This is a genomic window from Salimicrobium humidisoli, assembly GCF_002295105.1.
GTDB lineage: Bacteria > Bacillota > Bacilli > Bacillales > Halobacillaceae > Salimicrobium > Salimicrobium humidisoli.
The window spans coordinates 54840-74877 of record NZ_NSGH01000013.1 but is presented as its reverse complement, the minus strand read 5'-3'; the positions used below and the strand labels follow the sequence as shown (position 1 = coordinate 74877).

Annotated in this window: 22 protein-coding genes; 7 read left to right on the top strand and 15 right to left on the bottom strand. The window is 46.1% G+C overall.

Going from position 1 to position 20038, the window contains the following annotated elements; genetic code table 11:
- Positions 1-189: 189 nt before the first annotated feature.
- From CKW00_RS09395 to CKW00_RS09385, 3 genes are all read right to left on the bottom strand, one after another.
- On the bottom strand, positions 190-1131 hold the full coding sequence (locus tag CKW00_RS09395) for a glycine betaine ABC transporter substrate-binding protein (protein WP_095822355.1): 942 nt from the start codon (positions 1129-1131) through the stop codon (positions 190-192).
- Positions 1132-1195: 64 nt separating this feature from the next.
- On the bottom strand, positions 1196-2047 hold the full coding sequence (locus CKW00_RS09390; protein ID WP_093105500.1) for an ABC transporter permease: 852 nt from the start codon (positions 2045-2047) through the stop codon (positions 1196-1198).
- Positions 2031-3233: a quaternary amine ABC transporter ATP-binding protein gene (locus tag CKW00_RS09385; protein ID WP_008592266.1), complete on the bottom strand. Its 1203-nt coding sequence runs from the start codon at positions 3231-3233 to the stop codon at positions 2031-2033. The genes CKW00_RS09390 and CKW00_RS09385 overlap by 17 nt, the downstream gene beginning before the upstream one ends.
- A gap of 273 nt (positions 3234-3506) precedes the next feature.
- Between CKW00_RS09385 and CKW00_RS09380 the strand changes: the two genes are divergently transcribed.
- The 4 genes from CKW00_RS09380 to CKW00_RS09365 all read left to right on the top strand — a co-directional run bounded on the left by CKW00_RS09380 (position 3507) and on the right by CKW00_RS09365 (position 6289).
- A complete protein-coding gene (locus CKW00_RS09380) occupies positions 3507-4031 on the top strand; it encodes a GbsR/MarR family transcriptional regulator (protein ID WP_093105503.1) in 525 nt (174 codons plus the stop codon).
- A 322-nt stretch (positions 4032-4353) separates the two neighbouring features.
- Positions 4354-4905, top strand: a complete 552-nt coding sequence (locus CKW00_RS09375) for a DUF3267 domain-containing protein (protein WP_095822354.1) — start codon at positions 4354-4356, stop codon at positions 4903-4905.
- Between the two features lie 82 nt (positions 4906-4987).
- A complete protein-coding gene (locus CKW00_RS09370; protein WP_008592263.1) occupies positions 4988-5176 on the top strand; it encodes a hypothetical protein in 189 nt (62 codons plus the stop codon).
- A 204-nt stretch (positions 5177-5380) separates the two neighbouring features.
- Entirely contained in the window at positions 5381-6289 is a 909-nt protein-coding gene (locus CKW00_RS09365) for a peptidylprolyl isomerase (protein WP_008592262.1), read from the top strand.
- Between the two features lie 113 nt (positions 6290-6402).
- Here the strand turns inward: CKW00_RS09365 and yhaM are convergent, their stop codons facing one another.
- The 4 genes from yhaM to CKW00_RS09345 form a co-directional block, all read right to left on the bottom strand.
- Positions 6403-7350 carry a 3'-5' exoribonuclease YhaM gene (gene yhaM / locus CKW00_RS09360; RefSeq protein ID WP_008592261.1) on the bottom strand — a complete coding sequence of 316 codons (948 nt, stop codon included), beginning with the start codon at positions 7348-7350 and terminating at the stop codon, positions 6403-6405.
- The gene (locus CKW00_RS09355) at positions 7343-7915 is read right to left on the bottom strand and encodes a GbsR/MarR family transcriptional regulator (RefSeq protein WP_095822353.1); all 573 of its coding nucleotides are present in this window, start codon (positions 7913-7915) and stop codon (positions 7343-7345) included. Before CKW00_RS09355 ends, yhaM begins: the two co-directional genes overlap by 8 nt.
- A 160-nt stretch (positions 7916-8075) precedes the next feature.
- The gene (locus tag CKW00_RS09350; RefSeq protein ID WP_095822352.1) at positions 8076-9305 is read right to left on the bottom strand and encodes an ABC transporter permease; all 1230 of its coding nucleotides are present in this window, start codon (positions 9303-9305) and stop codon (positions 8076-8078) included.
- Positions 9298-10194, bottom strand: coding sequence for an ABC transporter ATP-binding protein (locus CKW00_RS09345; RefSeq protein ID WP_008592257.1), 897 nt, complete (start codon positions 10192-10194; stop codon positions 9298-9300). Before CKW00_RS09345 ends, CKW00_RS09350 begins: the two co-directional genes overlap by 8 nt.
- 114 nt (positions 10195-10308) lie before the next feature.
- On the opposite strand from CKW00_RS09345, the gene CKW00_RS09340 reads away from it, so the two are divergent.
- Positions 10309-10494 (top strand): YhzD family protein, encoded by a 186-nt coding sequence (locus tag CKW00_RS09340; RefSeq protein WP_008592256.1) that lies wholly within the window; start codon positions 10309-10311, stop codon positions 10492-10494.
- Between the two features lie 102 nt (positions 10495-10596).
- On the opposite strand, the gene CKW00_RS09335 is transcribed toward CKW00_RS09340, so the two are convergent.
- The 4 genes from CKW00_RS09335 to CKW00_RS09320 form a co-directional block, all read right to left on the bottom strand.
- Positions 10597-11364: an enoyl-CoA hydratase gene (locus tag CKW00_RS09335; protein ID WP_008592252.1), complete on the bottom strand. Its 768-nt coding sequence runs from the start codon at positions 11362-11364 to the stop codon at positions 10597-10599.
- A 130-nt stretch (positions 11365-11494) separates the two neighbouring features.
- A complete protein-coding gene (locus CKW00_RS09330) occupies positions 11495-11854 on the bottom strand; it encodes a YlbF family regulator (protein WP_008592250.1) in 360 nt (119 codons plus the stop codon).
- A gap of 72 nt (positions 11855-11926) precedes the next feature.
- Positions 11927-13066 (bottom strand): DUF445 domain-containing protein, encoded by a 1140-nt coding sequence (locus tag CKW00_RS09325; protein ID WP_095822351.1) that lies wholly within the window; start codon positions 13064-13066, stop codon positions 11927-11929.
- 166 nt (positions 13067-13232) lie between these two features.
- On the bottom strand, positions 13233-13514 hold the full coding sequence (locus CKW00_RS09320) for a metal-sensitive transcriptional regulator (RefSeq protein WP_008592248.1): 282 nt from the start codon (positions 13512-13514) through the stop codon (positions 13233-13235).
- A gap of 86 nt (positions 13515-13600) precedes the next feature.
- Here CKW00_RS09320 and CKW00_RS09315 point away from each other — a divergent pair, with 86 nt between their 5' ends.
- Complete coding sequence (locus CKW00_RS09315) at positions 13601-14479, top strand: PucR family transcriptional regulator (RefSeq protein WP_008592247.1); 879 nt, start codon at positions 13601-13603, stop codon at positions 14477-14479.
- Between the two features lie 117 nt (positions 14480-14596).
- Positions 14597-15694, top strand: coding sequence for an ABC transporter ATP-binding protein (locus tag CKW00_RS09310; RefSeq protein ID WP_095822350.1), 1098 nt, complete (start codon positions 14597-14599; stop codon positions 15692-15694).
- Positions 15695-15769: 75 nt separating this feature from the next.
- Here the strand turns inward: CKW00_RS09310 and CKW00_RS09305 are convergent, their stop codons facing one another.
- Genes CKW00_RS09305 through argC form a run of 4 tightly spaced genes read right to left on the bottom strand, consistent with a single transcriptional unit; the run spans position 15770 to position 19956 of the window.
- Positions 15770-16957 carry an acetylornithine transaminase gene (locus tag CKW00_RS09305; protein ID WP_095822349.1) on the bottom strand — a complete coding sequence of 396 codons (1188 nt, stop codon included), beginning with the start codon at positions 16955-16957 and terminating at the stop codon, positions 15770-15772.
- Positions 16909-17715 carry an acetylglutamate kinase gene (gene argB / locus CKW00_RS09300; RefSeq protein ID WP_095822348.1) on the bottom strand — a complete coding sequence of 269 codons (807 nt, stop codon included), beginning with the start codon at positions 17713-17715 and terminating at the stop codon, positions 16909-16911. The genes CKW00_RS09305 and argB overlap by 49 nt, the downstream gene beginning before the upstream one ends.
- Complete coding sequence (gene argJ / locus CKW00_RS09295; RefSeq protein WP_008592242.1) at positions 17678-18895, bottom strand: bifunctional glutamate N-acetyltransferase/amino-acid acetyltransferase ArgJ; 1218 nt, start codon at positions 18893-18895, stop codon at positions 17678-17680. The genes argB and argJ overlap by 38 nt, the downstream gene beginning before the upstream one ends.
- Before the next feature lie 26 nt (positions 18896-18921).
- Complete coding sequence (argC, locus tag CKW00_RS09290; RefSeq protein ID WP_095822347.1) at positions 18922-19956, bottom strand: N-acetyl-gamma-glutamyl-phosphate reductase; 1035 nt, start codon at positions 19954-19956, stop codon at positions 18922-18924.
- Positions 19957-20038: the final 82 nt, after the last annotated feature.

Genomic DNA, 20038 nt, shown 5'->3' with positions numbered 1-20038 from the left:
ATACAACGCCACCATCGCAAATTCTGCCTCTGGAGACTGGAAAGACCGATATCGAAAAAGCTCCGATCATCTTTTTACGATGATCGGAGTTTTTTTACTACGAGTCCGAGTTAGTTATGTCCCAGACCCTTTTTTTCCTTCATAAAAAAAGCGTCCCGGGAGCCGGGACGCTTCGCTTTGCTGACCTTTTTATTCAGCAGCTTGTAAATCTTCAATAGAATCTACATCCATATATTCAGGAACTACAAGACCGATCTTCGCGCCTTCCAGGTTAGCCCCGAGATCCTCTACCTGCTCTCCGTACTTCTCGAACTGGGAACCGTGAGTGGCCGGCAACCATGCCGCTACCATTCCATCAGCTTCGCCGTTGGCTACAGCTTCCCACATCGGACCATTATCAAGAGGGGTAGTGGTCACTTCGAAGCCCTGTTCTTTCATGACTTCAGCCACAACGTTCGTAGATGCGATCTCCGAATCCCAGTTTACATAGACAAGTTCCACTTCTTTACCATCAACTTTTTCTGTACCTTCCGTCCAGGATGATACTGCATCTTCATTATTGGAAACCCAGTTTTTTGCAGCCTCTGCAGGGTCTGCGCCATTTTGGATTTCAAGCATAACTTCTTCCATTTGAGAAGTTTCCCACTGGAACTGATCCAGAATCTTGTAAGCATTAGGCTTCTCGTCTTTCAGTCCCGTTTTCACCATCGTTTTGATTTCTTCAGCGTCCCCGAAAACTCCTTGCGGGTCTTCAAGATATTTTAGGTCATATTCAGCGAACTTCCAGTGTGGTGTCCAGCCGGTAACGACAATCGGCTCTTCATTGTCAATAGCTTCCCCAAGAGCAGTTGCCATAGCCCCGGAAGAAGAAGTGGATACTTCCCACCCGGCAAGACTGTCATACTTCTCCACAGCATCCTGGGAGGCCGCTACAACACCGGCACCTGCTTCAATACCTGTAATTTCGTAGTTTATTTCCTCACCATAGTTCGCCTTTCCTGAAGATTCACCGTCAGATCCCGATTCTCCACCGGAGTCCGAAGAACCTCCGTCCGAACCGCACCCCGCGGCTAATAGCGTCAACGATAATCCGGCTGTCATACCAATTCTTTTCCAATCAAACTTAAACATGTACTTCTCCCCTTTTCTTAATAAGTTTTATATAAATCAGGACACGTAGTCCTCTTCCACCTGCTTAAGGATTATCTCCCCGCTGTGTATTAAGATTTTGCGTAAAGCGGTCGATAATGATGGCCAGAATAACGATTCCGAACCCTGCGACGAAACCAGGTCCTACCTGAGCACGCTGAAGGGCTGTAATAACTGTCTGTCCAAGACCTTTCGCCCCGATCATGGAAGCGATAACTACCATGGAAAGTGCGAGCATAACCGTCTGGTTGATACCGGCCATAATCGTTTTCTTGGCCATAGGAAGCTGAACTTTAAACAGCTTCTGTGTTCCCGTAGTTCCGAAAGCATCGGAAGCTTCGATCAATTCACCGGACACCTGACGTATGCCGAGGTTGGTGAACCTTACCGTCGGAGGCGTAGCGAATATGACGGAGGCAAAGACACCCGGCACCATGCCGATACCAAAGAACGCAACAGCCGGAATCAGATAGACAAACGCCGGCATCGTCTGCATAAAGTCAAGAACCGGGGTGAGGATATTTTCTACCGGTTTACTTTTCGCCATCCATATTCCGAACGGCACTCCGATAATGACAGATATCAGACTTGCAAATATGACGAGTGTAAATGTATTCATCAGCTCTTCCCACAGCCCCTGGTTCGCCACAAACCATAAACCGATCACCGTAAAAGCGACCAGTCCGAACTTTTTACCCGAGGCGAAAAATGCAAGAACCGCTATTACTACGATGAATAACCAGATCGGTACGTTCATCAGCCAGTCTTCGGCAAATACTTCGATGAAATCACCGAAATCTTCCCGTATAAATGTAAAAATAGGTTTAAGACCTTCCTGTATGCCTTCAGTTGCTGCTGTGATCCATTCAGCTACCGGTATTTCAGGAAATATCCCCATTCAGGTTCACCTCACTTCCGGACAGAGCGGCAATTACTGCCCCTCGAACAATGATTCCTTCCAATTTTTCATTATCCACTACGGCTACAGGGACTTTAGCATCATGAATCACATCAAAGATTTCATGCATCGTAGTCTCCCTGCTCACCTGTACTACTTCTGTACGTAATATGTTTTTCAGAGTTTTTTCTTCTTTACCTGCCGCTTCGGCTACGTCATCAGCGGTAACGTATCCTTTTAAATTTCTATCGGCATCGGTGACGTAAATACTTGATAACCCTTCTTTCCTCATTCTTTCGAGAGCAGTCCGCGGGCCATGTTTCTCTATATCCACCGTCTCCGGCCGTTTCATAATGTGTTCGGCAGTCAGTACTTTGGAACGGTCCACATCTTCTACGAACCTCTCCACATAATCGTTAGCCGGATTGATGAGTATTTCTTCCGGAGTACCGATTTGTACTATCTTTCCATCTTTCATCAGAGCAATACGATCTCCGATACGGAGTGCTTCGTCGAGATCGTGCGTGATGAAAAGAATCGTTTTCTTCATTTTTTGCTGAAGGGCAATCAGTTCATCCTGCATCTCTTTTCGAATGAGAGGATCGAGTGCCGAAAACGCTTCATCCATCAGCAGTACTTCCGGGTCGTTGGCAAGCGCACGCGCCAGTCCGACACGCTGCTGCATCCCGCCGGAGAGCTGACCGGGAAACTGATTCATATAATCCCCGAGCCCTACCATCTCGAGCGATTCGGACGCTTTCTTTCTGCGCTCATCTTTGTCTATGTTCTGGACTTCAAGACCGAATTCCGCATTTTCAACAATGGTCCGATGAGGAAACAGTGCGAAGCGCTGGAAAACCATACTTAATTTCCGACGGCGCACCTCTCTTAATGCTTTCTTATCCATCTGGGAAAGGTCTTCTCCGTCGATCGTCACGCTTCCTTCCGTCGGCTCGATCAATCTGTTCACGAGACGTACCAGAGTGGATTTCCCACTCCCGGACAGCCCCATTATTACGAAGATTTCTCCTGCCTCCACACTGAAAGTAGCGCGATTTACACCGACTGTGTTCCCGGTTTTCTTTAAAATTTCTTCCTTCGACATACCTTCATCCAGATATTTGGTAGCCTTCTTGGCGTTTTTACCGAATATTTTCGATAAATCTTTTACGTCGATTACTGGCAATCCCCTCACCTCTTTCTGAATTAGCAACTATTCTATTCGTTTTCTCTTTTTGTTACCTACTTGTAATACTGTAACTTATCCGACACATAAAACACAAACTTATTATAAATGTTATTCAGTTCAAAAATAACGTACAGTTTAAACTGTACACAACAAATAAAGTGGAATACGCCTTTTTTCTCTGTTTTTCATCTATTTCCTGCCGGTGCTACTATTTTCTCCCGCAGTAGCATTGTAGTAACCTTAAAGTAATTCGTACTGGAGGAGGATTGCATGACATCTGTAAACTATCCCTTATTAGAAGAATTTCAGGCTAAAACCGTCCAGGAGTTTTCTAAAACTCTTGAGATGTTCGGTCTTACCTCCGGGGACGCACGGCTTTTTATCATTTTATACATCCACCCTTTTCCTATGACATTGGATGACATGAGTAAAGCTTCAGGTAAAAGTAAAACGTCCATGAGCACCGGGATTCGAAGTCTGCTGGAGCAGGGGCTCGTAGAACGGGTGTGGGTGAAGGGGAAGCGTAAAGACTTCTATCAGGCTAATAAAAACCTGTATTTAAGTTTCCTTTCTTCTTTTATTGAAAAATGGATACAGCAGGCTGATGAACAGAAAGACAATCTGGAAAGGCTGCAGGCAGAGATGGCAGCCAGCAATTATGAGTTAGTCGAGGAAGGTTCCGCCGAAGAAGCGGATCTGCTTTATGAAAAAGCTGAGGAAATGAAAGTATTCCATGCATGCGTTACGGAAGCATTCACCAAAATACTTGCGCTGAAAGAAGATGAAGTCAACTAGTTATATATACCCTCCCCTCTTAAAAATAACCGGCGTATAGTCGGTTATTTTGATTTTTGTGACTTATTCCTGTCGCCTTTCTGCCCTCTCTTCTCCCTGCACTTATTAACCCTTCTTCTCCAACGTTTTCGCAAGGACTCCATGGACCCTTCGACCCCCGCCATCACGCTGTTAAAATTCTTTTTTATAAAACTGTTGCTTTTCTTCTCAATCCGTACTATGATTCCTCTTGTGGCCGGGGAAAAAAGTCTTCGCAGACCCGGCATGTCGACGATTCAACCAACTATTGACTTGCATTCTGATGCAGAGGAGGGTATTCACTATGATGAACTGCTGGAAATCAGTAAACATCAATAAAGAATTCGGCCTGAACCGGATTTATATCTTTTCAATTTTTATTGGGGTTATTTCTTTTCTCATCTTATTTATTCCGTTATCTATGTATCATGGCTCTAATGACGTAAAAGACTATGGGCTGTTTCCGGTAGTCGTCGTTCTGTTTCTCCTTCCGCTGTTTCATCGGCTGATGCATATGCTTCCGTTACTATTGTCTTATAAACGTATGAAGGTGTTCCTGAAATTCAGAAAGCGCGTTTTCCCGACTTTCTTCTATCAGTGTAAATCGAAACTTTCAAAACAGACGTCCATTCTTATGGCGCTCGGCCCGACTCTTTTCATATCGGCGCCTTCGTATATGATGGCTTACATGTTCCCTGATTATTTCGTGTATTTCATGCTCATCACTTCCGTTAACTTAGCGATGTCTTTCACAGACTTCCTTTATCTTTATCATTTCGTGAAAGCTCCGCGCCGGTGTATAATCGAAAACGCAAAGGACGGGTACGACATACTGATCCAGCGGAAAGAGGCATAAGACAGCACCTGTAAGAGTGCTGTCTTTTCATTTTCTCCAGTTTTTGATACAGTAAACCGTAAGAGTAAAGGAGGGGCTATTTATGAGCTTCGCAGTCGTTTTTGGTGTATTTGCTTTAGTTGTACTATTTATTTTCAACTCATTAACTCACTCCCTATGTCTGAAAACGAAAATGGAGAAAGAAAAACAGATGAGAGTATTTCGTACGATCAACGTTCTCATTACTATTCTGCTGATTTCTTCTTACGTGGAAGTCATTACGGTTTTATAATAGAGCGTCATGCACTATAAAATAATTATCGTTAAGGAACACTGCAGGTACGGGCTGCGGTGTTTTTATTTTATGTAGCAAGTTTCCCCCTTCCGTTTCTTTACATTCACAGTAGTAAGTGAAATGTTTTTTATGTTATATTATCTTTTAGGCAGACCTTCAGGCCCACCTCTGCAAATTACATACAAGGAGTGTACGACCATTATGAAAAAAGCTGTATTAACCACAATTTTAGCTACGAGTGTTTTTACGCTTGCGGCATGCAGTTCGGATGATTCCTCCGAAACGGTTGCAGAAACCGCAAACAGTGAAATTACAAAAGAAGAATTCTATAACGAACTGAAAAATAAACACGGGGAAGAGGTACTTCAGCAGCTTGTGACGAATGAAGTACTGACCGAAAAGTATGACGTAAGTGATGAGGCCGTGCAAAAAGAAGTGGACGCCCTGAAGGAACAATACGGAGACCAGTTCGATCAGGCTCTCGAGAGCAGCGGTTTTGAAGACGTGGACGCTTTTAAGGAAACGATACGTCAAAGTCTTCTTCAGGAACAGGCTGCTGCTGAAACAGTAGATATTTCCGAAAAGGAAATGAAAGACTACTACGAACGCATGAAAACAGAAGTACAGGCAAGCCATATTCTTGTCGAAGACAAAGAAACGGCAGAGGAAGTTAAGAAAAAGCTGGCTGATGGAGCAGAATTCAGTGAACTTGCCAGCGAATATTCCTCTGACGGCTCTGCACAGCAGGGCGGCAAACTCGGTTACTTCGGCCCCGGGGAAATGGCCCAGGAGTTCGAAGCGGCTGCTTACAAACTGGATAAGGGTGAAATCAGCGAACCTGTCCAGTCTCAATTCGGCTACCACATCATAAAGGTCACCGATAAACGTGATGCGGAAGATGTGAAACCTTACGAGGAAGCTAAACCGGAAATCAAAAGAACGCTCGTAAGTCAGAAAGTCGATCAGCAGAAAATGCAGCAGCATCTGCAGAAAATCATGGATGAAGCTGAAATTGACGTGAAACTGGAAGAATTCGAGGGACTGTTTAAACAGGAATCAGCTGAAGAAGGCAGCGGGGATTCTGAAGAAGATGGAAGTTCCGAAGAATAGTCCTATTTAAAAGCCGGGGGATTTATCCAATCCCCCGGCTTGTTTTATTTATGTGTACATAAATTTATTATTAATAGACTTCTGTATAACTGCAGGCAGGGGAAGTGTGGTTCTCACTCCATTTCAAACAGGGGTTTGTAAAAAGAGCGCTGCTCCAGCGGATAAATCCTCTCCGTAAAGCTGCCTGGCTTTGTCTTTTGCAGGGAGGTGTTCATCATTTGTATGCGGGAGTCCAGCATATCGATCTGGTGCAGAATTTCTGCTTCGCGAATGTAAGGTGGTTTCGGGCTGCCCCATTCACCTTTACCGTGATGACTCAGTACAAGATGCTTCAGCGCCATCACTTCTTCACCTTCGATATGAAGTTCCGACGCCGCATGCTGGATTTCCTCGACCATTATGGAAATGTGCCCGAGCAAACGGCCTTCAATCGTATACTCGGGTGAATCAGGGTCCGAAAGCTCTCTTATTTTACCTAGATCATGTACGATAATTCCGGCGTACAGTAAATCCTTGTTTACTTCCGGATAAATTCCACCGATTTCCCTGGCTAGGCGGAGCATGGTGACAACATGGTGAGCAAGGCCTGAAACGTAGTTATGGTGGTTCCTCGTAGCGGCAGGATATGTGAAAAGTTCTTCGTTGTACTCTTTTACGAAGTAGCGGGTGAGCCGCTGAAGATTAGCGTTGGTCATTTCGAACATGAATTCTTTGATCTGATCTTCAAGCCACTCCACACTCACCGGCGCTTCCTCCACGAATTGTTTCACTTCTCTTCCGTCTTCCTCCAGCGCCTGACGTATGTGCTGAATTTTCAATTGGGGTTTATTTCTGAATTGACTTATCTCCCCGGATACCTTCACCAATACACCTTTTTTAAACAACGTCTCATCTTCTTTTTTTGCGCCCCACAACCGGGCATCGATTTCCCCGGTACGGTCACGTAAAAGCAGGGCTAAAAACGGTTTACCGTTACTGGCGATACTCTTATTCGCCGAGGTGATGAGCAGGAAATCGTCGAACGTCTCCCCTACCTGATAATGAGCAATTCCCTTACTCATAGGAAACCCCCTCTCTCCTGACAGGTTTCTGCTCCACTTTGGGAACATACCGGAAGATTTCCCCGGATTCCACAACACGAATAAAGTTCATCAGCCATTCATAGTAGTTTTTCGCATACTGCAACTTGTATATATCGTCTTCGAGTCGTTCCCTTAACAGTAAATCTTCCGTGTTCTGCTGCAGATTCCGGAACTCTTCGATGGCTTCATCCGCTTCTTCTATGTTCGTTTCCACATCTTTCTTCCATTTACCGGCAAAAAGAGAAGTGAAGGATTTGTACCAGTCTTCTTCAGACTTATACAGATCTTTGCGCATCCCTTTTTTAAAAGCAGGTTCTACCATTTTCATATCAGATAGTACTTTCACTCCTGTAGACATGCTCGTTTTGCTCATGGATAGCGCTTCTCTCATGTCATCGAGCGTCATAGGTTTTTCGGCAAAATACAAAACTCCATAAAGACGTCCGATAGATGGAGTAACCCCGTAAAGGTTCATATTTTTAGCGATTACCTGAATAAACTTTTCTTTCGTTTCTTCATACTGCTGCCATTCTTTATTTTCCACTGGAGGATCCCTCCCGTCTGATTCAAAATTAACATCCATCTATTCTATCAAATATTTTCTTAAAAAGCTCTATCCCTTTTTATCTTTTAGTTCACCTGCTTATCAAACGTATTCAGCTATATAACAAATTCCCTGCCCGGGAGGCAGGGAAACATGTTCTTCATTCTTTTTTGGAAAGCTGCAGCGCTTCTTTCGTGTTTTTCCATAGCGAGGAGCTGCTGTACATAAGTACACCTCCCCGATAAATTCTGGCACCGATAACTCCGAGCAGTATGATTGCGCCGACGAGAACGCCGAACGACAGAACCACTTCCCATACCGGCATTTCTCCCACTCCTATTCTCGTGAACATGACGAAGGGAGTGAAAAAAGGGATATAGGAAGCCGCCGCTATATAAAAAGCGTTCGGGTTGCTGAGGGCGGATATCGCAAAAAAGAACGCTACGACCACCAGCATCATCATCGGTGTCACCGTCTGTTGGGCATCTTCCACCCGGCTTACGAGTGAACCGAGCACGGCGGCCAGTGTGGCATACAGGAAGTAGCCGAGCAGAAAATAAATGACTGCATAAGTGATGATGCCCCAGTCCGGGTTGCTGAGACCGGCCATCTGGATAAGGGAATTCTCCGAACTGTCACTTATACGGATACCCGCAATACCGCTGAGAATAAAAATCCCGAATTGACTCAGCCCCACCAGGGCAACCCCTGTTATTTTTCCGAACATCTGCGTGACCGGCGATACGCTGGAAATAAGAATTTCCATTACCCGGCTCGACTTTTCCGTAGTCACTTCCGTGGCAATGATGTTTCCGTACATAATGACAGCAAGATACATAACGAACAGCATAATATAGACGATCACGCGGGCCTGGTTCAGCTCTTCTTCGGACTTAGCCCCCTCTTCCAGTGCTGTCGTCTCAAATTCCACAGGCGTGGAAATTTCGGCAAGTGCTTCTCCGGATATATTCTGTTGCCGCGCCGCAGCGTTCATTTTGACCTGCTGTAATGCCTGCCTGACTTCCTGATCCGTGGAGGAAGTGAATTCGTCCGTGTAGTAATGACCGGCCGGCAATCCGGCTTCTCCTTTTTCGACTACGAGAAGCCCATCGAATTTGCCATCTCTTACCGACTTTTTCGCGTCTTCCTCTTCTCCTTCGTATATTTCTCCACCGGGAATGGATGCAGCGAGAGCAGACGCCTCCGGTTCATCTGCAATAAGAGCTACGGAGGATTTTTCATCCTCGTCCCCCTGGAAGACTTCCATTACCGTCTGTATATTCGTCATGAGCAGGATAGCAGCCACCATAAGAGCAGTAGTAATGATAAAGGCCTTTGATTTAATTCTGTTAGTATATGTATGGGAAAGAATGACGAAAAACTTATTCATATGATTCACCTACCTTTTCAATGAAGATATCTTCAAGCGACGGTTCCTCCACCTCGAATTTTCTCACAAATCCTTTGCCCTGCAGGGCTTCGAAAAGTACCTGTGCATCTTCTTCCTTATGTATCTGACAGGTCGCCCCCTCCGGCACAGCTTTATAGTGGAGCACCACCTCTTCCTCTTTCAGGAATGAAACATCGAAGTCGGCTTCGATCTGCACATTTTTCTTTCCGAACGAGCGTTTGATTTCCTTTAATTTCCCATGCACTACCGGCGCTCCTTTATGCATAATACACAAGCTTTCACAAAGTTCTTCGACGTGCTCCATCCGGTGGGAGGAGAAGACGATGGAAGTGCCCTTTTCTTTCAGCTCTTTCACGGCTTCTTTCAGCATCTCCACGTTTACCGGGTCGAGTCCCGTAAAGGGTTCATCCAGAATCAGCAGTTTCGGCTTATGCAGCACGGCGGAAATGAACTGGATTTTCTGCTGATTTCCTTTCGAAAGCTCTTCCACTTTTTTCGTCCGGTAATCGGGCACTTTGAAACGCTCCAGCCAGTAGTTGATTTCACCGCGGGCGTCCTGCTTATTCATCCCTCTCAGTTTGGCCAGATAGACGAGCTGGTCTTCGACTTTAAGTTTCGGATACAGCCCCCTCTCCTCCGGCAGATAACCGACGAGGTGACTCTGATCGTACCCGATTCCTCCTTCATTCCAGGAGATTTCCCCTTCTGTCTGGTCGAGAAGACCGAGAATCATACGGAACGTTGTCGTTTTACCCGCACCATTTCCTCCGAGGAATCCGAACATCTGCTTTTCGGGTATTTCTATGGAAAGGCTGTCGACTGCAACAAACGAGCCGAATTTTTTAGTTACATTTTCAAGTTTCAGCATATTTCCTCCTCCTTCATTTTCTTTCGATTACGTTTCTTCAGTGAAAACGTTTCATTTTTAAACGAAAACTTCTATAATGTGAATAGGCATTCATCCAAAAAGGAGGGTACATAAATGAAAACATATTTTCTGACAGTATTCAGCCAGGACGGCACCAACCTGATTGACGAAAGGTTTGAAGCGGAAGACGATAAATCTGCTGCGGAAATCGGAAAAGGGAAGTTGGCCGAGCAGGGATATGAAGAACAGACTCATCGCTGCGTAGCGCCTGAAGGTCATCTCGTTCTGTTTCACAGATAACTTCAACACATAGCGAAGCCTTCCTTCTGGAAACAGAGGAAGGCTTCTTTGATTCAATTTCAGAATGAACTTTGATCTTAGATTCTTCAGTCGTTTCCCCGATTATTCACCTGTGAATTCCGGCTTTCTTTTTTCCATAAAAGCACGGACCGCTTCCTTGTGATCTTTCGTTTCACTCAGTTTCCTCTGGTTAACCCGTTCCTGCTGCAGGTAATAATCCAGTTCCTTTACGCCCGCCTGATGGTACAGAGTCTTCGTGGCAATCATCGACCTCAAAGGCCTGCGGCTCCAGCTCGTCATCAGAGCTTCCGCCTGGGACATCAATTCTTCCGTAACCATATCCACGAGCTTCAGTTCCTGAGCTTCTTGTCCCGACAGTTTCGCACCCTCCCAGGCGTACTGTTTCGCATGATGCACACCGAGCCTTTCCTTCAGCCAGTAGTGGCCGCCTCCGTCCGGAGCCAGACCGATCCCGATAAAATTCATCGAAAATACTGCATTTTTTTCAGCAATAATATAATCGCAGCTGAGGGCGATACTCAACCCGAGTCCTACAGCAGAGCCGTGCACGGCAGCAACGACTATTTTAGGCATCGTATAGATTTCTTTAACAATCGCTTCGATGTCATTCATCAGTGCGCTGTATTTTTCATCATCCGAAAACTCTTTCATCATCGAAATGTCGCCTCCGGCACAGAATCCGGGACCTTCGCCGGATATCAGAACCAGATCCGCTTCGTATCCTCTCACTTCCTCTAGCACTTCCCTGAACTCCTTAAGCATCGGTGCATTCAATGCATTGTATTTGTCGGGACGTGCCAATTGAACGTGTACAAAAGAGTCGTGCTGTTCTAAACGGAAATAATTCAATGTGTTTCCCCCTTTTTAATTCTTTACATACCTTCCTGTATTATACATTTCGACGAAAATTCCGACTTTCCTTTTAACAATATACGCACCCTTTTCTTGGCATAAAAAAAAGCCGCCCGAAGGCGACTTTTTACTGTTCTTCCTGATCCTGGGTACCGTAAAGATCCTCAAGAGGTTTCGTAATGATCTGGCTTACCTCATTGATGACCGTGTTCAAACGCTGCTCTTCTTCCATCAGCTTGGAAATATCAGGATGCTGCTGTACAAGTTGTACAACGCTCTGCGCTTTTTCCACTTCTTCTTCGGAGATTTCTTCTCCCTGCATCTGCTTCTGTTGAAGCGTCATTTGCGTCTGACGGAAATCTTCGAACATCTGTTTAGAAGATTCATCGCTCATCACTTTGTCATAAGCGTCTTTAAGTGCTGTAAATTCTTCACTGTTACGTAGTGCTTTTTCCAGTTCATATGCATTATCATAAATATTAGCCATTGAAAAATAACCTCCTAAATTTGACTCTTTTCCTACTATAACAAACGAGTTTCCGTCTGTATAGGCAAAAACTTATATTCCAAGGAGGAGTACGATACCACTTTGAAGAAGGCCTACAAATCCCCCTAACATAGCTCCGAGATAAGTGATCATCTTGAACTCGCGACGTGAAATTCCGAGCACCAGATCTTCAAGGCGTGATACCTCGAAAGCTTCCACCTGTTCCTTCACGATATCTTCCAGATGCAAATGTTTAATGACACTTTCCATCTGTACCGAAAGAAAATCGATCGCTTTCGGAACGACAAAAGCCACTCCATCTTCCGTAATCCTCTCCCGCACAGGGGTCGGAATCTCGGAGAGCGGTTTATCCCAGTATCTCTCCAGAGGTACGAGACTGCTTAACGCTCCGGAGAAAGAGGCGATTATCTCCTCACGCCTAATGTGTTGTTCAATTTCTTCCACTTTCAAAGCAATCAGATGTTTATACTCCTCCACCATTACGTCTTCAATCCACTGTCTGGTCTCTTCTTTGTTTGCATATCTCACCATAGTGCCATGCAGCCGTTCGCTTATGTTTCTGCTGCTGAAAATAGAAGACATGAGCTGGCCGAACATCCCGTGTTTTTCAAAATAATCGTTGATAAGAGCCTTTACACGATATCGTCCGTCCGGGCTTTCAAGATACGAAGCTATTTTCCTCTGTACATAGATGCTTGCGCGTTTTGTAAGAAATATCCCCCTCTCTTCCCATTCTCCCGGCACAATATCTTTTATTTTTACGTCTTTTCTTCTGTCCAGCCACCCGCTGATAGTTTTCTCCAGCTGTTTTTCAAGTTCTCCGTGCACGTTTTCTTTCGTCAGTTCCGGGGCCATGGGAGAAATGAGTTCTCCCAGAGTGATTTTTGAATCGAGGAAACGGTTCACTTCTTTTCTGGTTCCCCTTAGCAGTGTTTCCCTGAATGTCTCGTTCAAAAGCTTATTCCTGAGCCCGCTCGGAGTCACCAGGTGTTCCACCACCATTTCACCCAGTTGTTTTGCCAGTTCACTTTGCCGTTTGGGAATAAGTCCCGGAGTGAACGGTATTTGAAATTTGCCTATATATACAGGACGATAGGGACGAAACAACATACGTATGGCGAGAGAGTTCGTCACTCCCCCGATCATTGCTCCAATTCCGATCATCATAATTGTAAACAGTATCGGATCCATATAATTATCCTCATTTCCGGTTATGTTTCTTTCAGTATAAGCGAATCGGTAAAAAACGTGCAATCAGTTCGCGGGACCCGAAGGTATGCCAAGTGTGCCGAGCCACGGAAGGACGCCCCTGTTTTGTTCCTCTTAACCAAAAAACGCACCGGGACACCGGCGCGTTTCAGCGGCTCTTCACGAGCATTTGTATAGCTTCGCCTATTACTTCGTCTGCACTTTCTCCTTCGTTCTCTGCATCACGAATACATGTTTCCAAATTTTTTGCTACAATATATGCTAGGGAACGATCCATCGCCGACCGGGCAGCAGATAGCTGTGTTACAACATCTTTACATTCTTTTCCTTCATCCATCATTTTTAAAATGCCGCGGATTTGCCCTTCCACTCTTTTGAGGCGATTTTTCACATCCTGATCATATTCACTTTTCTTCTCTATATCTTCCATGAAGGAGCCCCTCCTCTTGCTAATCTGGTATTTTCTTTTAATACTACTACATCACTCGGGATTATACAAAAGAAAGGATATGTTTTATGAAAGCAGCTCAGCTGAAACAGCTTTACTCCAATTATACAACACCGGAAGAAGTGTCCGTACACGCATACGATTCCTATTACTGGTTCGATACGGACGAAGGGACGGTGGGCCTCAAGCGGGAAGAAGTTCCGGAACGTGAGCATACTCTCCTGCTTGAACTTTTCCCGAAAGCCGACCGGGGAATCTCTTTAAGGGAAGACCAGTGGAGACGTCTGCTTTTCCAGCGGGAAGAAGCAACTTTCCAGACGCCTCCTCACCGTTATCGCTTCATTTTCTTTACCGCTCCTCATTCCGTGGATCAGGAATCTCTCCACGAAGCTTTCCAGGCGCTCTTTCCGTTCCCTGTTTCCATCATCTGGACAGATGGAAGGGGCGGGGTAATCATTGAGGAGCAGACAGAGAGACCGGTGGAAACCATCGCTTTCGACGAAGTGATGGATGTACTTATGAGTGACTTCGATATGAAAATCCGTTTCTATGTAAGTGAATTCTATGAAGAGTTCCGGTCGGTCCATACCCATTTCACCTTCTCTCAAACGATGGCCGAAACAGCCTCCCGCTATCTCCCGGGAGCACTCGCCACACCTCTGAATACGGCTCTTTATCTTTATATGGATAGTTTAAAAGAAGAGAACAGAGAAATCCTTGCATCCAATTTCCTGAAAGGCACTGAATCCGACGGGGAACTTCTGGATACCGTCAAAGTGTTTCTTGAACACGGAGCGAATGCATCAGCCGCTGCCAAAACGTTATATATGCACCGCAACAGCCTGCAATACCGTATCGATAAATTCACGGAACTTACCGGAATGGACATCAGGCAGTTCGACGCAGGCGTCCTCGTTTATCTCTCTATTCTTTACATACGCTACTGACAACGTGCACAAAACGCCGTTGATTTTTCTGTGCACGTTAACCGTTTTCTTTATTGTACGGATGAGATAGACTGGTCCTTATAAAGAAAACGATTTTAAATGACGGGGGTAATGATAATGGCTGAGATCAATTTGAACAATATCCAAAAAGTTTATGACGGAAATGTGCATGCCGTACAGGATTTTAATTTACATATCAATGATAAGGAATTTGTGGTATTCGTCGGTCCCTCCGGGTGCGGGAAGTCGACGACTCTGCGTATGATCGCAGGACTAGAGAACATTACTGACGGGGATTTTATGATTGATGAAAATCGCATGAATGATGTGGCACCGAAAGACCGGGACATTGCAATGGTTTTCCAGAACTATGCCCTTTATCCGCACATGAACGTTTACGATAATATGGCATTCGGACTGAAACTTCGTAAAATGGATAAAAAAGAGATCAAGGAACGGGTTAAACGGGCTGCGGACATTCTTGGGCTCGAATCTCTTCTCGACCGTAAACCGAAAGCACTCTCCGGCGGTCAGCGCCAGCGTGTGGCTCTCGGGCGCGCTATCGTCCGGGATGCGAAAGTTTTCCTCATGGATGAACCGCTCTCCAACCTGGACGCCAAACTTCGTGTACAAATGCGTGCCGAAATCCAGAAGCTCCATCAGCGCCTGCAGACGACCACTATTTACGTAACGCATGACCAGACGGAGGCTATGACGATGGCAACCAGACTGGTAGTTATGAAAGATGGTGTTATCCAGCAGGTCGGAGCCCCGAAAGATGTATACGACCGGCCGGAGAACATGTTTGTCGGCGGGTTCATCGGCTCTCCTGCGATGAACTTCTTTACCGGAAAACTGGGTGAGGACCATATAGAAATCGATGAGGCGAAAGTAGCCGTTCCGGAAGGGAAGATGAAGACACTGCGCGAACAGGGATACGTCGGTAAAGAAGTCGTACTCGGCATACGTCCGGAGGAACTCCATGACGAACAGCTCTTTATCGACAGTAACAGTGATAAAAAAATCAAGGCTTACATCGAAGTTGCCGAACTGATGGGAGCGGAGTCCTATCTTTACTCGAGAATAGGTAATCAGGAATTCGTGGCGCGGGTGGACTCCCGCTCCGACGTCAAAGGTGGAGATACTATAGAAATCGCCATGGATATGAATAAAGCTCACTTCTTCGATAAGGAATCAGAGCTTCGCATCAGATAATCACTTAACAACAGCGCTTTTTGCCCCAATACGACAGGGCGCGCTGTTGTTTTTTTATAGAATTCTTATCCGTCACTACGCTTTTCTGTGAAATACTTCGTCCAGAATGCGAAGTGCTGCATCAATCTGGGCCGTCGTCACGGTAAGGGGAGGAAGCAAACGTATCACGTCCGGACCTGCCGGAAGTACGAGCACGCCCTCGGTCCGCAACTCATCGATAATCGGTTTTACTTCATACCCCCATTCGACCCCTATCATGAGCCCGAGTCCACGCACCTCTTTTACTCCGTCGATATCGGCAACCATTTTGGTCAGCTGTTCTTTCATGTACTTCCCTTTTTCTTTTACATCATTGAGAAACCCTTCTTTAAGTATCTCTTCCAGAGTAGCTCTGGCTGCCGTGGCGCTGAGGGGGTTCCCTCCAAAGGTGGACCCGTGACTTCCCGGACCGAAATCATCCTTCAAAAAAGCCTTCCCCAGCATCGCTCCCACCGGAAAACCGCTGCCGAGCCCTTTAGCCGATGTAATGATATCAGGATCGAGCCCCATTGTCTCATAAGCGAACAGTTCTCCTGTACGTCCGGCTCCCGTCTGGATCTCATCAATGATAAGAAGCACTCCCCGTGATCTGCATATATCCTGAACGAATTCCAGAAAACTCTGTTCTGCCGGACGGACTCCTCCTTCTCCCTGAACAATCTCAAGCATACACGCTGCTGTAGTCCCGTCTATGTTCTTTTCCACACTTTCTTTATCATTCCACACTGCGTAGTCGAAAGGCTCGAGCATACGGCCAAACCCCTGCCTGACCTTTTCCTGTCCGGTAGCCGCCATTGTAGCAAAGCTGCGCCCGTGGAAAGATTGACCGAATGTCACTACTTTATCTTTGCCTGTATGTTTTCTGGCCAGCTTAATAGCTGCTTCATTCGCTTCTGCTCCACTGTTGCAGAAAAATACGGCATCCATGGAAGAGTGTGCTGTCAAAATTTCCGCCGCTTCCTTCTGAGCCGGTACCGGAAAAATATTCGATACATGCCACAGCCGGTTCATCTGCTCTTCAATCGCCCTTTGTACTGCAACCGGACGGTGTCCAAGATTATTCACTCCGATACCGGAAGTGAAATCAAGATATTCATTATTATCATCATCTCTTACGATCGTTCCTTCCGCATCCGTCAAAGTTACCGGCAGACGCGGATAAGTCGGAAACAGACTCACAGAAACATCCCCTTTTCCTCTTTTGTAATGAATGTGCCTTTCCATTCCCCGTTTACTGACATAGGTTCTTTCCCGCTGACGATCACCGCTTCCCGCAATGTTTCGGATAACGCTTCTTCCGCCGCCCTCACTTTAGGTATCATTCCTCCATGAATCGTCTCTTTTTCAATGAGCTGCCTGATGTCTGCTGAGGAAAGGTGCGGAATTATCCTGTCCCCCTCCATTACACCGGGTACATCCGTCACAAAAATAAGTTTGTCTGCTTTCAGTGCTTTTGCAATTCCTGCAGCTGCGGTGTCGGCATTCACGTTCACAATTTCCCCGTTTCCTGTCCGCGCAAGAGGAGAAACGACAGGAAGGAAAGACCTCTCTAGAGGTTCCTTCAGAAGTCCCGTTTCGATCCGGGGCGTCCCCCCTACGTACCCGTAGGAAGAGAAATCCAGAAATTCGGCAGAAATCACACCATCACAACCTCTTATCCCCACTGCCTTCATCACTTCCTCCGTAAACCTGTCTGCCAGTTCCCGGTTTTTCACTTCTCCCAATACTGTTTCCACAACTTCCATAGCCGGTTTCGTAGTCCTCCTCAGTCCGTGTATGAAAGGAGCGTCGATTTTTCGTTCCTTCAGTTCGGAGGAGATAGAGGGGCCTGCGCCGTGAACGATTACAAATTGATACCGATCCCTGAGTTCTTCTACACTCTTAAGAAAAATGCTTTCCAGTTCATCGATCATACTACCGCCTATCTTCAGGACAAGCAGAGGTTTATGTCCGGTAACTGGCATTGATTTTGACATAGTCATACGTCAGGTCACACCCCCATGCTGTTCCGGAAGCGTCACCGGCGCAAAGATCTACAGTGATCTTCACTTCATCCCGGGACAGATAGGAAGCTACTTCTTCCTCTGAAAAGTCGACGCCTTCCCCATTTTCAAAAACGGTACAGGACCCGACCGCCACGGTGCACTTTCCGGAATCGAAACTTGCCCTGCTGTGGCCCATCGCACCGATAATCCGCCCCCAATTTCCATCTTCTCCATATATGGCCGTTTTGACGAGACTGGAACCTACGATTTTTTTAGCTACTTCTCTTGCTTCTCCCACACTTGCCGCGCCGTTCACGGTAACCTCCACCAGTTTGGTCGCCCCCTCTCCGTCTGCTGCTATTTTTTTAGCAAGGTCACAGCAGACTTCCGAAAAGACTCCTGCGAAAAGTTCCCAGTCTTCATGACCTTCGTGAAGAATTTCATTATTAGCCGCTCCGTTCGCCATGGCCAGCACCATGTCATTTGTCGAAGTTTCCCCGTCCACGGTAATCTGATTGAAGGAGTGATTGACAGTAGATTTTAAAAGCCGGTCGAAATCTTCCGGATCGACAGCTGCGTCCGTCGTCAAAAACCCGAGCATCGTCGCCATATTCGGATGGATCATTCCGGAGCCTTTCGAGGTCCCGGCTACAGTTACTACGCTTTCCCCGATTTTCACCCGATAACAGACAGATTTCGTCTTCTTATCAGTAGTGAGAATCGAGGAAGCGAAGTCTTCCCCTCCTTCCGAATCCGGGTCTACTTCAAAACAGCCCTTTTTAATAATATCCATAGGCAGCTGTTTCCCGATGACACCGGTGGAAGAGACGGCTACCGAAGATTCCGGAAGGCCGTGACGTTCTGCCAGCCACCGTCTCATCTGAAACGCATTGGCCACTCCCCGGGCACCTGTACAGGCGTTCGCTACTGCACTGTTCACGACTACTGCCTGAAGCATGCCATCTTCCAGACTTTCTCTCGTCACCTGTAATGGCGCAGCCTGAAAGTGACTCCGGGTATAAACGGCGGTACTGACAGCCGGCACATCACTGACAATCACCCCCATGTCTTTTCTCGTTTTTCTTAAACCTGTATGGGCTCCTCCGGCTGTGAACCCTTTCGGCGTGGCTACTGTTCCATTTTCTATCTTTTCTACGTTTAACGCTGTATCGATCAACCTCCCAACTCCTTTCTATTTTTTATTTATGGATATAAAGGAAACAACTTCAAACCTCTCGTCTCTTCGAATCCGAGCATAATATTCATATTTTGTATCGCCTGACCCGAAGCTCCTTTAACAAGGTTATCTATAACGGACACTATCGTTAACCGCCCCGTCCTCTCGTCTGCTTTCACATGCATATCACAGAAGTTTGAGCCGTATACATCTTTCGTGGCCGGGAATTCATCCCTGACCCGAACGAAAGGACTGTTTGCATAAAAAGTTCTGTAAAGATCCATCCACGATTCCGGATGTTCATGTAATGAGACATCGATATACATCGTCGCCATAATACCTCTCGTCATGGGTACGAGATGGGGAGTAAACGAAACTGCCTCCGATCTTCCGCTCCATCTCTTAAGCTGCTGCTCAATTTCAGGTATGTGCTGGTGTTCATTCACTTTGTAAACTCTGAAGTTCTCTTCTGTATTCGTATAAATTGTCTTATCGTTCGGAGACTTTCCTGCTCCCGAAATACCGGATTTAGCATCTATAATGAGAGATTTTTTCTCCAGCAACCCGCTATCGGCTAGAGGGGCGAGCCCAAGAAGTACCGCTGTAGGATAGCACCCGGGGTTAGCGAGAATATCCGCCTCCCTTATCTTTTCGCCATTCGTTTCCGGCAGACCGTAAACAGCTTCGTCCAGTAACTGTCCGGGAGCAGGAGTTTTTTTATACCACTTTTCATAATCCGCGGGGTTCTGCAGACGTAAGTCCCCCGACAAATCAATCACCTTTACCCCGCTCCCCTGGAACAAGGGGGTAAGGTCTCTCGATACTCCTGCGGGTGTAGCGAGAAACAGTACATCCAGTTCCTCTTTCATCCGTTCCGTTTCTATAGGTTTAAGTTCATCACTGAACCATTCGGACAGCTGAGGCATTAAAGAAGCGTACGGAGAACCTGCTTCCGAAGAAGAATAAAGACTTATGTTTTTTATATCCTTATGATTGGCCAGAAGCCGGAACAATTCTACGCCACCATAGCCGGTAGCTCCGGCGATACCTGCGTGTACCAAGCTGTAATTCCCCCTCCGTTAATGAATAATTATTAATTATAACGTATATTTATACCAATAATATCTTTTTTAATGAAAATGT